We start from the raw sequence: 12,173 nt of genomic DNA on the forward strand, positions 1-12,173 counted from the left end.
AATGATGAATATATCATATTTGAATTGGACCGGACCTTATTTCAAGGTCTTTTTTTTTCAGTGCCCTCCGACCCCGGATTCGGCCGGCAGCGAACAAACCCCAGGATCGTTCAGGCATTGACGCACGGCAAGCGTTTTGGCATAGTCTCCGCTCGGTAAAATCGAGCTCATTCCTGGAAAACGGAGACCATGAAGACCTTATCCATCCTGTTCGGACCCATGAAAGTCCCTTTCTTGCTGCTGACACCGGTCTGCGTGATCCTGGGCGCGGCGACCGCCTATTACACCCAAGGCGCTTTTCGCGTGGCGTGGTTCCTGATGGCCCTGGCCGGCGGACTCTTTGCCCATATCAGTGTCAACGCCCTCAACGAATACGAGGATTTCAAGTCCGGCCTCGACTTGCAAACCACCCGCACCCCCTTTTCGGGAGGCAGCGGGACCCTGCCGGCAAACCCTGGCAAAGCCGGGTGGGCGGCAGCCACGGGCTTTATCACGCTGGCCCTGACCGTCGCGGTCGGAATCTACTTTCTCCTGGCGAGGGGGACCGGATTGCTCTTGGTCGGTATTCCCGGGGTGCTGGCCGTCTATCTTTACACCCGTTGGCTGACGCGCGACCCGCTATTGTGCCTGCTGGCCCCGGGAATCGGGTTCGGCCCGTGCATGGTCATGGGCGTCGATTTTGTTCTGACAGGCACCTACGGCAGGGTAGCCCTGGCCGCGTCCCTGGCCCCATTCTTCCTGGTGAGCAACCTGCTGGTGATCAACCAGTTCCCGGACCTTGAACCGGATGCGGCCGTTGGGCGACGCCATCTGATGATCGTACACGGGAAACGCGCCGGCGTCATCGTTTACGGGGCGTTTCTTGCTGGTGCCTACCTGTCGGTGGTCGTGGCCTGGCTGGCAGGGCTCTTTCCGGCGGCGGCGCTCATCTGCCTGGCCACCATTCCCCTTGCGTTGAACACCTATGCCGGCGTGTCCAGGAACAGCCATGCAGGAATAGAGGCCCTTTTGCCCTATATGACCCGAAATGTGATCATCACCCTCGTCACACCGACGCTTCTGGCCCTGGGAATCTTTTCCGACCGGCTTCTGGCAGGGTGACCTTGGTGCAACCGCCGCCAGGGCAGATCGATCCCTGGCCTCGGGCGATCATCGGGCCTTGCGCTTATCGGCGAAAAATGACACAGTCTGAATCTGTCATTTCCGTGAGCCACACGGGCTAACCCTGCAATGGAAAGGGACCCACTTTGACCGATAAATCTGATCCAATCAAGTGTTCAGACGATACTGAGCAAATCGTCATCAATCTCCCCTGTCGGCTGGTCGAACGGGTGAAACGATATGGGGATGAACATGGCAACACCATCACCGGTGTGGTCATAGAAGCGCTGGATGCTTTGTTGGGAGGACGAACGGTCAAATAACCGCATTTCCCGAATCAACACCGGCACCCATGATACTTTCAGACGATTCCCATGGGCCGTATGGAAAGTGAATTTATTTTATCATGTCAACCGTTAACGACAAATTCAACAAAGATCGCCCGGATCGGCGTAAAAATCCTCGCATTGCATTTCATGTTCCAGTCAGCGTGATGGGCATGAACCAAACGGCAAAGGTCGTCGATTTCAGTCTCAACGGTTTTTTCATTCAAATGGATGCTGCCGGACAGGTTCAAGAGGGACAGCAGATCCGTCTCGCATTGAGATTTCCCCATGAAAAAGCGAGCACGATCCTCAAGGCAAAGGTTGTTCGAACCGAGAAGAATGGGTTCGGGTGCCAATTCCTCGATTTGAATCCATCGCTCATGGATCTGTTGGAAAAGAACTTCGATATCTTCAGCGCAACACTTCCAATCTGATGAAATCCAAATCCATGCGCCTGGCAGGGAAACGAGCCGCCAGCCGATCATGGCCGCTGTACTGAACCGAATCTTATTTCAAGGCCTTGATTTTTCGAATATCCTCGGATTTTCCCAGAATGATGAGGATGTCGCTGTCTTTGATGACGAAAGACGCCGGCGGCACCAATACGAAATTTTCCGGCACGAGCTCTTTGATGGCAATGATATGGACATTGTATTTGGCCCTCAAATTCAGCTCCTTTAGATTCTTCCCGATAAAATCCCGGGGCGGGCCGGCCTGAATCAGATCGTAATCCTCTGACAAGGGAATGAAATCCAGGATATTGGGCCTCGACAGACCTCTGGAGATGCGTATGGCCATATCCCGTTCCGGATGGATGATTTGGGTCGCGCCCACACGCTTCAAAATTTTCTCATGATCTTCGTCCAATGCCTTTGCCAGGATATTCTTCACCCCGATTTCGTGCAAATAGAGGCAGATCAGGATGCTGATGCTGATTTTGGTGCCCGTGGACACGATCACGCCGTCCATGTGTTCCAACCCAAGGGACTTGAGTGCCTCCTTGTCCGTCGCATCGATCAATACCGCCTCCGTGCAATAGGCATCGATGGCCTGCACCCGGCCTTTGTCGGTGTCGATGGCCAACACCTCGTTATTGTCTTCATACAAGGCCTTGGCCGCATGGAATCCAAAATTGCCCAATCCGATCACCGCAAATCGCTTCATACGCGTGCTCCTTTTACCCGATCATCAGATTCTCTTCGGCGTGTTCGATGCCATTGACCGAACCGGTGCCCACGAGAATGTAGGAGAAGGTGAGCACGCCGACGCGTCCGACGATCATCATCACGATGATCCAGCATTTTCCCCACGTGTTGAGCGTCGGGGTCACACCCATGGACAACCCCACGGTGCCGAAGGCCGAGACTGTCTCGAAGAGAAACTTGAGGAAATCCCCCTGTCCATCATTGAGTGAAGACGGATCCACGGTGTTGCCGACGAGGATCATGAACAGAACGAAACCAATGATGCCGGTGGACATCAGGACCAGCGATACACTGCGGGTCACGGTCTCGCGGGGGATGCTTTTCTTGAAAAGGTTGACCCGCCGCTGTCGCCGCAAGCGGCTCACGGTAAAAACAGCCAGCAACGCCAGGGTGGTGGTCTTGACGCCGCCGCCGCAGGAACCGGGGGATGCACCGAAAAACATGAGAAAAATCATCATGGCCAGGGTAGCGCTTTTCAGGGAAGCGATGTCAACGGTATTGAAGCCTGCAGTTCGGCAAGTGATCGACTGAAAAAGCGGCGTCAGGATGCGATGCCCAACGGATGCACCTTCGTTTGGGCTGAATTGCTCCAAAAAGGCGATCATCAGGGCGCCGGCGACGATCAGCGACAAGGTGGTCAACAACACCGTCTTGGTTTGAATCGAGAGCCGGCATCGCTGCCGTTTGCGCATTTTGAACCAGCACTGAAGATCGTAAAGCACCGGAAAACCGATTCCGCCGACGACGATCAGCCCGCACAGGGCTGCATTGAGAAGCATGTCGCCGCTATATCGCATCATGCTGTCGGAAAACAACGCGAAACCGGCGTTGCAGAATGCCGAGATGGAATGAAACATGCCCGTGTAAGCGGCTTGCAAGAGCGGCATCTCCCGGTTCCAGTGAAGGGTCAGGATCATGCCGCCGATGATTTCCACGCCGGCCGTCAGCAGGATGATGCTCTTGATCATCTGGAATATATCGGCCCGGGGGGTGTGCGAAAACAGATCCTGCATGGCCATCCGATGGCGAATGGAGATGCTTCGGCCGATCCATTGGAAAAGCATCACGGAGATGGTCATCACTCCCAATCCACCGATTTGAATCAGCACCAAGATGACACATTGGCCGAAAACAGAGAAAAAGCCGCCGGTGTCAACGACTACAAGACCGGTCACGCAAACGGCGGAGGTGGCCGTAAAAAGGGCATCGATCCACGAGATATGACCGGTGTTCGTCGAAAACGACAGTTTCAGCAGAAGCGCCCCGATCCATATCACCAGCAAAAAACTGCCCAGGACCAACGTTGCCGGATGCATTTTGAGAACTCGACCGCGAACCGTCATAACCCTACCCTCGGATGGTGGATCATGCGCCATCGCTTCGGCGCAGTGTTGCACACGGCCTTAGCAATATGGATGCCTCTGATTTTAAAGGTTTAATATAACAATGAAATTTCTTTAAGGTGGGACTTGTAATGCGCCGATGGCGCGAAAAACATTGAATTCTGCAAGAAATCGACCTTGCAACATGCAAGGTCAATCCAACTGGTATTTTTTACGCTTGCGCCATAAGGTGGCCGGGTCGATTCCCAGGACTCTGGCCGCTTCATCGAGTGAACGGGCATGGGAGATCACCTGTTGGATGTGGACCCGCTCGATTTCCGCCAAACTCTTGAAAACGGTTTCGCTGGAAGCGGAAGGGTTGAAGTTTGCAATGTGAGGCGGCAGATCGCCGATGTTGAGCTCTGCCGTCGTGGCCATGATGACGGTCCGCTCGATGGTGTTGATCAATTCCCGGACATTGCCCGGCCAGGTATAGTTTTGCAACCGAACCATCGCCTCTTCTGAAAAGCGTTGGACCGCTTTTCCGTTCAAACGCGCGGATTGCTTCAAATAATGCTCGGCCAAAAGCGTGACATCCTCGGGTCTTTCCCGTAAAGGGGGCAAAAAAAGCTCGAGCACATTCAATCTGAAATAGAGGTCTTCTCTGAAAACCCCGTCACGGACCATCTCCTCCAGGTCCTTGTTGGTGGCGGCAATGATACGCACATCCACGGTGTGCGGCTTGGGGTCGCCGACACGTTCGAACTCCCGGTGCTGAATGAATCGAAGCAGCTTGCCCTGCACCGCCAGCGGGATTTCAGACACTTCATCGAGGAACACGGTGCCGCCTTCGGCCAGCTTGAGCTTGCCCTCCTTGTCCCGAAGCGCACCGGTAAATGCCCCTTTGACATGCCCGAACAGGTCGCTTTCCAACAGGCTCTCCTGAAGTGCAGCGCAATCGACGGTCACCAAAGGTCGGCCGGTTCTCGGGCTCCAGTCATGAATCAAACGCGCCAGCAACCCCTTGCCGGTCCCACTCTCGCCGCTGATTAAGACGATCGCTTCGGAATCTGACGCCTGCCGTGCGGTTTGCAGAATCTTTCGCATGCGCTGATTCCGGGTCAAAATGCCGCCTTCGGAAAAAATCCCCTTGAGCGTCGCGATCTCCACTTCCATGCGATGAAATCGTTTCAGCCGCTCCAGCACCAGATCGAGCTGGCCGGGAACAAAGGGTTTGGGCAGGTAATCGAAGGCCCCCATTTTCACGGCACTGACCGCTGTATCGATGGTGGCGTAGGCTGTGATCATCAACACCTGGGTCTTGATGCCGCTGGCCATGATCTCTTTGAGCACATCGAGGCCATTGCGGTCCGGCAGCTTCATGTCGAGCAAGACCAATTCCGGCGATGTGCTGCGCAACTGCCGCAGGCCCTCTTCGCCGGAGGTCGCCTTGACCACGTCGAAGCCCTTGTCTTCGAGATACAATTCCAGTGTGGTCAATATGTTGACATCATCATCAATGATCAGCGCTTTGGTCACGCCTGCCCTCCATTTCATCGGGGATCCAGAAGGTAAAGCAGGTGCCGGCACCCACCGTGCTTTCCACATCGATGTCGCCGCCGTGTTGCTCGATGATATCCTTGACGATGGCCAGGCCGAGGCCGATCGTACCCGCTTTGCCGCGTTCTGAAAACTGGGTGAAGCGGTCGAAGATATGCGGCAGGAATTGCGGGTTGATGCCGCTGCCGGTATCGATGCATTGAAAATAGAAACGGGTTCCCTGCCGGTACGCTTTGATGACGACCCGACCGCCCCGGTCTGTGTACCGCAACGCATTTCCCACCAGATTGGTAATGACCCAGGGGAAACGAAAAGAGTCGATGGTCACCGGCGGCAGGCCGGCAGGAATGTCGATATCGATCACAACCCCCCTGTTTTCCGCTTGTTTGATCAACGGCGCGGTGCATTCCTGAATCACCGCGGCCATGTCCAATGTCTCCTTGGGACGCGGCGGCGACATGGCTTCGAGTCGGGACAAGTCCACCAGTTCATTGATCAGGGCCGTCAGCCGGGCACAATCGTCATGGGCAGTGGCAATGAGCCTGGCCCGCTTTTCGGCGGCAAGATGGTCGCCCCTGCTCTGGAGCATCCCGATCCCCATGGCCAGGGAGGTCATGGGGGTTTTGAGCTGGTGGGAAATGTCGGCGATGAATCGCCCCTTGGCCTCCTCGCTTCTGCGCACTTTCTCTCTTTCGGTGGCGATGATCTCATCCCGGTGCTGATCGTACTGTTTCAGGCGATTGAACAGGCGGTTGAACGTATCGGTCAAGTACCCGATTTCATCGTCGGTTCGGGATTGGACCACAGGATAGGGTCCGCTGCCCTCCTGGATGCTCAGCAGTTGGCCGGCAAGCGTCATGATGGGCCTGGCAATGCGATACGAAAAGAAGTAGCTCAACACCAGGATGGCGACGATGATGACCCCGAAAAGAATCGCCGTATTCCGTTGCGCCTGGCTCGCCAGCATACGGGTCTCCTGCTCTGCCCGCTCCATGGCGTTTTCGTTGATGGCCACCAGATCGTCGAGGAGAAAGACCATCTGCGCGGTGAGCGCCAGAAAATCGGTGAAGCGATCGTCGGGCCATGGCGCATCCAGTCGGCTTTGTTCGAGAGAATCGACCAGCGGTTCGTACCGGGCGTAACTCTCCAGCAGACGATCGATCAATTCACGCTCACCCGGCTCGGTGACGTTCTCTTGGCAAACGTTCAGATTGTCGCCCAATGTCATCAGCGTTTCCTGAGACACTACGATGGCCTTTTGACGCCGGGAAATATGAACCAGCAACGGATGACGAATCTCTTCGAGTGCTTTCCGGGCTTCCTGGGCGGCCCGGATGCTCTTGTAGTTTTTGGAAAGGATCTTCTCGGCGCTTTCGCCCAGCGAATTCAAATATTGGTTGTTGATCAGCACAGCCCCGAACAAGGCCAGCGTAGGCACCAGGCAGACCAGAAAGATCTTGAATCGTATAGGATAGCGGATGGCATTCATCGGCGTTGTATGGGCCGCATGGCATTTGGCCTCTTGATACGGTTGACGTTAACTCTTTTATGGGGTTTGCAGACACAAATCAATACATCGTCAGTAAAATGACCACCCATAAAAAAGGCAGAGCCTCAATCGAGGCCCTGCCCTATATCAACCGCCCTATCGGCGGAGTGGATTTATTTGCCTGTTGGATGAAGCTCTGCCATTGTCATGTTGGCGGTTACAGCTTGCAAGCTGCCATCGCCGTTCGGCCGTTGATGCATCGATTGACGAAGTAGCCTAGTACCATCAGCGTCAGCATGATTCCGATCATAAGGCACCTTCCTTTGGTTTATCCCTGAACATCGATTCCCAGGTCACAGCCCAGATGCTCATCGGGATTATCGCAGTTGAAATTGGCTTCACGTGTATCCACGTGTCCTTCATTCCTGTCGTCGAAGTAGTCTTGGGTTCTATTTTCGGCCATGATGTCACCTCTCTGGTTGATTGTTTATGGGTTATGGGTTTGGTGCTTTCGTTTTGTTTGACCATAAGATGCGGCCTGGTGAGAAATTGGCAATGCGGACCGTTTGGCCGTATATTGGCAGGCCAAACCTACCATTGTGACCGTCTATAGTCGGATTTGGAGGTCGCCAGCCGCCTTCGAGGAACGTAAATCTCCGCTACCGCCAGAATGGCGAAAACACCGAGAAAGGCGCCGAAGCGAATGATGGTTTCAATTACCATTTCGAATCGATCCACCCAAGCAACAGATCGTAGGGTCAAAAATTGAAAATCTTGTCGGCCTCCATGGCGATTCCGTATAAATCATCCATCCAGCCGATTGGGCATGTTCCTGATCCCACAAGACCGTGGGCTTTCATGCAGACCCCTCAGACATAGAAGTCGCCCTGGAACTGATTGATCTGTCCCATGACATCGAAATCTTCGCTGCCGGCCCGTTCGAAACAAACGCCTTTGCCAAGCATGAACACGCTGACCTCATCCCCCTTATTGACGCCGACATTGGCCAGTCGCATGGCGTTGTAGATGGTCTCTCCGTCGTCGGTGCAAATGATAAACAACACTTTCATTCTTTTCTCCTCCGACGACTGCTTTCAGACAAAAAATTCTCCATTCTACCGCCATCGCTGACCGCGTCATGGGGCCCCCACACCGCGTTCAAAAGCTTCTGCCGAAAAGGCCGACTCATCTCCTCCGCCCACCGTCGCTCCATAAAGGATCCTCACCAAAACGTTCTATCCACCACTCTTCGGCCGATCGGTGCCTTCTCACCGTATTCTCAGAAAAAGAGTATTGATACTGAAGGCAGTACTCCATGATCGTTTCATAGGCCGAAACGATCTTGCGGGTCATCTCGGCGCAGGCCTCCTTGTTATCACCACATTTGTCAGGATGCCACTTGGCCAGAAGCCTCCGGTAGTTTCGTTTGATCGACGCCATGTTCGCCGTATCAGGAAGCCCGAGGATTTTTCTGGCAGCGGAAATTTCTTCGTACTTGCTCATTTTGATCGATACCTTCGCCCATGAACTTTGCCAGTCACAAATCGACCATCCCGGAAACCTTGCCGTTCCACTGCCCTGGATTTGCTGGAGTTGTAAGGCCAACAGGCCGCCGGGTTATCCATCCGCGTCTTTCGGGGGCCGGGTATTGATCCGCGTGTAAATGTGCCGGGCCGTATACAAGGCGCCCAATGGATTATGGGCCAGCACCCGGTCTTTCACCGCCAGAACCGTGACCGGGGCCTTGGCGTGCTTGATAAACAGCGTATCATCGCCGACGCACAATCCGAGAAGAACATGCAGATCGCACCCTTCCGCATCGAGCACCGCAGCCTGGCCGATGGGATTGCACATGGGCTGGCGAAATCCCGCGACGATTTTCTCTTCTTCCGGAAGAGACACATCATCGGAGCTCAAAGCGCCGCACATGCAGCACGCGGAAGCCACCTCAAAGCCGGCATTCAATAGCACGTGAGAAAAAAGACGGGCCTCTTCCGAAAGGCCGACACAAAAAGCCACGCCTATCTTTCGATGCCCTTGAAGCCGGACATATTCGACGGTTTCTTCTACCCGGGTGAGTTTGCCATACTCCTTCCAGGTCCGGGCCACATCCTGGGCCATGCGCTGGTTTTCTGCCGTCTGCAAAGTCTCTTTAGCCTGGCCCAGAAGATCGGAATGGTGAACCGACGGGCAGAAGGGCGGAGGATTGCTCAGGTCGCCCTTGAAACAACTTTTTTTGGGGCAGTCGCTGCACATGGAGGATTTGCTTTTCATTGTCATGCTCCTTGATCTGAGGTGGATAGCTGAAATCCCTTTTCCATTTTTAGTGTGCGATCCGATGGACCATGCCCACCATGGCCTTTCCAAGGGACTTGGCTTCGCCAAGGGCCGTGCTTCCCGGGCCGCCGCCCGTTCCCTCGCGCACATCTCCTTTTTCCAAACCGTACCCGATGCATCCGCCGACCGTGATCATCCGTTGAGCCGTAAACCAGCTGTACAGCAAACTCAACACCTGCCCGGCGCCGACCCGTCTCACGGCGACAGCAGCACCTGCGACCTTGCCGCGCAACTTTCCAGTCCGATAGCATGCATAGGTACGGTCCATGACCGCCTTGGCCTGGGCGCTCACATTGAGAAAATAGACCGGCGTGCCGAATATGATCCCATCAGCCAACTCAAGTTTTTGATAAATCTCCTGCATATCATCCTCGATCACACAGATGCCATCGACCGCGCAAGCCCCGCATGCATCACACGGGCTGATCTGTTTGTCGGCCACGCACACCCATTCGGTTTGAGCCCCCTTCTCCCTGGCGCCGCTCAATGCCGCCTCTACCAGTATCTCCGTGTTCCCTGCTTTTCGGGGACTGCAGACCAGGCCCAAAATTTTCATCGGCATTTCCTTTCTAAAATTAGTCTTAGAACTTTTTGGGTGAACAAAACGATTCTAACAGATGGGATTCAAGAATGTAAACGGGAGTCCAACATTTGGCCTTGATTCCCTACACAAGCCGCTGTTGAACTGCTATAATTATTTTTTTTGGAGTTGGACCGACGGCGGTGACACTTTGAAGCCATCCCCTCTGAGGGGTCGGGTCTTCACTCGTTTATCGAGGATAAAACCCGTGCCCAAAACAATCAGACACCGGTTCGCTCATATCTGCATACTGGTAAAGGATATCGATGCGGCCATCGAACATTGCGCCCGCATCTAAAAAGCAGTGGCACCCCAGTTGCTCGAGGAAAAAGTCGTCAAGAAGGAAGGGCGCATGGGGAATGACCATTATCTGACGCTATTCTTTCCCGCCACTGGAGATGCCTGCGATATTCAGCTCTTACAGCCGATAAACGCCGATTCGGCTGCCGCGCAGCGATTGGCTGACCATGGAAAGGGCCTTCACCAAATTGCTTTTACCACGGGCCATCTTGAGGATGCCTTTCGAGAGCTTAAAAAACAGGGTGTGCAGCTGCATGGCGACAATTTCCTCAAGGACGGCAGCAACCCGAAGTTGCAACTTGTCTGGATACATCCGAAATACGCTCACGGCGTGCTGATCGAGGTGATGGACGAGTATCGACTGGAGGATGGATTGATTAAGGAAATGCAGAGTGCAATCCCAAGTCGGGTAGCTGGTCAAGGTCAAACCGAAGAAGCCTCCGTTTTTTAAAGTGGTACGGATGTGAAGACGCTGATGGGGCGGGGTGGATGAAAATGGGCGCTGATAATTGGGTGGTGTATTTGCTTCGGTGTGTGGATGATTCTCTATACTGCGGCATTACAAACGACCTGGAAAAGCGATTATTGAAGCATAACTCAGGCAAGGGTGCCAAGTATACAAGATCCCGGTTGCCTTTAGTGTTGGTCGGTGTCAGTTCAGAAATGACAAGGAGCGAGGCATTGAAATTGGAATACCGTTTGAAAAAGACCTCGGCGGCCGACAAGAAAGGTGTATTGGAACGATTGAACCCAGACTGATCAAACGAGGTAATGAGCTGATGCTCCCCAATATCAGTGAGGAAGACTTGGCGACAGACCTTATCTGCCATTGTTTCAATTGCACCGAAGAGGATATTGAACTGGACCTCCGACAAAACGGCAAGTCTACCATACTGGAGAAAATCATCGCTGAAAAAAAGCTTGGTGGATGTCAATGCGCTGTTAAAAATCCCAAAGGGCGCTGATGTCTTTCCGATGTCCGCCAGGTGGTGGAGAAATTTTTAACTCATTGAAATTTAAAAATCAAAAAATCTTCGAGGAATTCTCACGTGCTCCCCAAAATCATCGGCATCATATCCGCCATTCTCGCAGTCGGCGTCTATGCCTGCAAATTCAGAGAGACGCCCCTGTGCCGGCCATGAATCATGTTGCCGCTTGGCATCGGCGTCGGGTACGTTGTGTATTGGATGGTGAGACGGATGATTTAAAAGCATCAATCCTTACCCACTTGGGGTTTTACCCTGATTGATCGTTTCGGTGTTGGGTATTAAAAAGCAGCCAAAACAAAAAGGGCTCAGATCGATCTCTAAGCCCTTGTTTTCATTTTGGTGATCCCAAGGGGATTCGAACCCCTGTTACTGGCGTGAGAGGCCATTCCAGTAAGTATCCCGCCTGATTTTATTACCTTTTTTGACCATTAAAATCCGTTTAAGGGAACCAAAAGCCGTCAAAAAAGCCGTCAACTTTGAAGGCGGATTTACGGCGTGGTTGAGCTGTTTTCATCGTTCGAGACCCATGAAAATAGCTCGTTTCACCACCCAATAAACGGCGTACCCGACGCCGATACCAAGGGGCAACATGATTCATGGTCGGCACAGGGGCGTCTCTCTGAATTTCCACGCATAGACGCTGACTGCGAGAATGCCGGATATGATGCCGATGACTTTGGGGAACATGTAAGAATATCTCGAAATATATTAAATTTATAATAATATCAATATGTTATGTATTTTTCCACCACCTGGCGGACATCGGAAAGGCATCAGCGCCCTTTGGGATTTTTAACAGCGCATTGACATCCACCCATGCGCTTTTCGGAAAGAATTTTCCCCATAATCGTGGACTTGCCGTTTTGTCGCAGATCCAGTTCAATATCTTTTTCGGTGTAATTGAAACAATAGCAGATAAGGTCTGTCATCAAGTCTTCCTCATTGATATTGGGGAACATGTGAA

The 12,173-nt window shown here is 53.3% G+C and carries 16 protein-coding genes; 6 read left to right on the plus strand and 10 right to left on the minus strand.

Annotated elements, in window-relative coordinates:
- Window positions 1-189: 189 nt before the first annotated feature.
- From DFT_RS22545 to DFT_RS27405, 3 genes are all read left to right on the plus strand, one after another.
- On the plus strand, window positions 190-1,101 hold the full coding sequence (locus tag DFT_RS22545; RefSeq protein WP_054033556.1) for a prenyltransferase: 912 nt from the start codon (window positions 190-192) through the stop codon (window positions 1,099-1,101).
- A gap of 146 nt (window positions 1,102-1,247) precedes the next feature.
- Window positions 1,248-1,424, plus strand: a complete 177-nt coding sequence (locus tag DFT_RS26610) for a hypothetical protein (RefSeq protein WP_200907129.1) — start codon at window positions 1,248-1,250, stop codon at window positions 1,422-1,424.
- Window positions 1,425-1,600: 176 nt separating this feature from the next.
- A complete protein-coding gene (locus tag DFT_RS27405) occupies window positions 1,601-1,861 on the plus strand; it encodes a PilZ domain-containing protein (RefSeq protein WP_369688341.1) in 261 nt (86 codons plus the stop codon).
- A 73-nt stretch (window positions 1,862-1,934) separates the two neighbouring features.
- On the opposite strand, the gene DFT_RS22555 is transcribed toward DFT_RS27405, so the two are convergent.
- The 9 genes from DFT_RS22555 to DFT_RS22590 all read right to left on the minus strand — a co-directional run bounded on the left by DFT_RS22555 (window position 1,935) and on the right by DFT_RS22590 (window position 9,896).
- A complete protein-coding gene (locus DFT_RS22555; protein ID WP_054033560.1) occupies window positions 1,935-2,591 on the minus strand; it encodes a potassium channel family protein in 657 nt (218 codons plus the stop codon).
- A gap of 13 nt (window positions 2,592-2,604) precedes the next feature.
- Entirely contained in the window at window positions 2,605-3,948 is a 1,344-nt protein-coding gene (locus DFT_RS22560; protein ID WP_235506307.1) for a TrkH family potassium uptake protein, read from the minus strand.
- Between the two features lie 219 nt (window positions 3,949-4,167).
- Window positions 4,168-5,493 (minus strand): sigma-54-dependent transcriptional regulator, encoded by a 1,326-nt coding sequence (locus tag DFT_RS22565; protein ID WP_200907130.1) that lies wholly within the window; start codon window positions 5,491-5,493, stop codon window positions 4,168-4,170.
- Window positions 5,471-7,003, minus strand: a complete 1,533-nt coding sequence (locus DFT_RS22570; protein ID WP_054033564.1) for a sensor histidine kinase — start codon at window positions 7,001-7,003, stop codon at window positions 5,471-5,473. Before DFT_RS22570 ends, DFT_RS22565 begins: the two co-directional genes overlap by 23 nt.
- Window positions 7,004-7,331: 328 nt before the next feature.
- A complete protein-coding gene (locus DFT_RS27075; RefSeq protein WP_268750708.1) occupies window positions 7,332-7,466 on the minus strand; it encodes a hypothetical protein in 135 nt (44 codons plus the stop codon).
- A 406-nt stretch (window positions 7,467-7,872) separates the two neighbouring features.
- The gene (locus tag DFT_RS27540) at window positions 7,873-8,073 is read right to left on the minus strand and encodes a hypothetical protein (RefSeq protein ID WP_054033566.1); all 201 of its coding nucleotides are present in this window, start codon (window positions 8,071-8,073) and stop codon (window positions 7,873-7,875) included.
- 115 nt (window positions 8,074-8,188) lie between these two features.
- A complete protein-coding gene (locus DFT_RS22580; protein WP_054033568.1) occupies window positions 8,189-8,506 on the minus strand; it encodes a J domain-containing protein in 318 nt (105 codons plus the stop codon).
- 114 nt (window positions 8,507-8,620) lie between these two features.
- On the minus strand, window positions 8,621-9,277 hold the full coding sequence (locus tag DFT_RS22585; protein WP_054033570.1) for a DUF1847 domain-containing protein: 657 nt from the start codon (window positions 9,275-9,277) through the stop codon (window positions 8,621-8,623).
- A 49-nt stretch (window positions 9,278-9,326) separates the two neighbouring features.
- Window positions 9,327-9,896: a flavodoxin family protein gene (locus DFT_RS22590; protein WP_054033572.1), complete on the minus strand. Its 570-nt coding sequence runs from the start codon at window positions 9,894-9,896 to the stop codon at window positions 9,327-9,329.
- Between the two features lie 376 nt (window positions 9,897-10,272).
- On the opposite strand from DFT_RS22590, the gene DFT_RS22595 reads away from it, so the two are divergent.
- Genes DFT_RS22595 through DFT_RS22605 form a run of 3 tightly spaced genes read left to right on the plus strand, consistent with a single transcriptional unit; the run spans window position 10,273 to window position 11,185 of the window.
- Window positions 10,273-10,671, plus strand: coding sequence for a VOC family protein (locus tag DFT_RS22595; RefSeq protein ID WP_054033574.1), 399 nt, complete (start codon window positions 10,273-10,275; stop codon window positions 10,669-10,671).
- A gap of 44 nt (window positions 10,672-10,715) precedes the next feature.
- Window positions 10,716-10,979 carry a GIY-YIG nuclease family protein gene (locus DFT_RS22600; protein WP_054034129.1) on the plus strand — a complete coding sequence of 88 codons (264 nt, stop codon included), beginning with the start codon at window positions 10,716-10,718 and terminating at the stop codon, window positions 10,977-10,979.
- A 20-nt stretch (window positions 10,980-10,999) separates the two neighbouring features.
- Window positions 11,000-11,185, plus strand: coding sequence for a bacterioferritin-associated ferredoxin (locus DFT_RS22605; RefSeq protein ID WP_054033575.1), 186 nt, complete (start codon window positions 11,000-11,002; stop codon window positions 11,183-11,185).
- Between the two features lie 797 nt (window positions 11,186-11,982).
- On the opposite strand, the gene DFT_RS22610 is transcribed toward DFT_RS22605, so the two are convergent.
- Entirely contained in the window at window positions 11,983-12,168 is a 186-nt protein-coding gene (locus DFT_RS22610; protein ID WP_152972120.1) for a bacterioferritin-associated ferredoxin, read from the minus strand.
- Between the last annotated feature and the right edge of the window lie 5 nt (window positions 12,169-12,173).

It is taken from the genome of Desulfatitalea tepidiphila (assembly GCF_001293685.1).
Classification (GTDB): Bacteria; Desulfobacterota; Desulfobacteria; order Desulfobacterales; family Desulfosarcinaceae; genus Desulfatitalea; species Desulfatitalea tepidiphila.

Bases quoted from the DNA above. Each gene is read 5' to 3' on its own strand.
- DFT_RS22545 (WP_054033556.1), top strand. From the start codon at position 190: ATGAAGACCTTATCCATCCTGTTCGGACCCATGAAAGTCCCTTTCTTG.
- DFT_RS27405 (WP_369688341.1), top strand. From the start codon at position 1,601: ATGAACCAAACGGCAAAGGTCGTCGATTTCAGTCTCAACGGTTTTTTC.
- DFT_RS22555 (WP_054033560.1), bottom strand. From the start codon at position 2,591: ATGAAGCGATTTGCGGTGATCGGATTGGGCAATTTTGGATTCCATGCG.
- DFT_RS22560 (WP_235506307.1), bottom strand. From the start codon at position 3,948: ATGCATCCGGCAACGTTGGTCCTGGGCAGTTTTTTGCTGGTGATATGG.
- DFT_RS22570 (WP_054033564.1), bottom strand. From the start codon at position 7,003: ATGAATGCCATCCGCTATCCTATACGATTCAAGATCTTTCTGGTCTGC.
- DFT_RS27075 (WP_268750708.1), bottom strand. From the start codon at position 7,466: ATGGCCGAAAATAGAACCCAAGACTACTTCGACGACAGGAATGAAGGA.
- DFT_RS27540 (WP_054033566.1), bottom strand. From the start codon at position 8,073: ATGAAAGTGTTGTTTATCATTTGCACCGACGACGGAGAGACCATCTAC.
- DFT_RS22580 (WP_054033568.1), bottom strand. From the start codon at position 8,506: ATGAGCAAGTACGAAGAAATTTCCGCTGCCAGAAAAATCCTCGGGCTT.
- DFT_RS22585 (WP_054033570.1), bottom strand. From the start codon at position 9,277: ATGAAAAGCAAATCCTCCATGTGCAGCGACTGCCCCAAAAAAAGTTGT.
- DFT_RS22590 (WP_054033572.1), bottom strand. From the start codon at position 9,896: ATGAAAATTTTGGGCCTGGTCTGCAGTCCCCGAAAAGCAGGGAACACG.
- DFT_RS22595 (WP_054033574.1), top strand. From the start codon at position 10,273: ATGGGGAATGACCATTATCTGACGCTATTCTTTCCCGCCACTGGAGAT.
- DFT_RS22600 (WP_054034129.1), top strand. From the start codon at position 10,716: ATGGGCGCTGATAATTGGGTGGTGTATTTGCTTCGGTGTGTGGATGAT.
- DFT_RS22605 (WP_054033575.1), top strand. From the start codon at position 11,000: ATGCTCCCCAATATCAGTGAGGAAGACTTGGCGACAGACCTTATCTGC.
- DFT_RS22610 (WP_152972120.1), bottom strand. From the start codon at position 12,168: ATGTTCCCCAATATCAATGAGGAAGACTTGATGACAGACCTTATCTGC.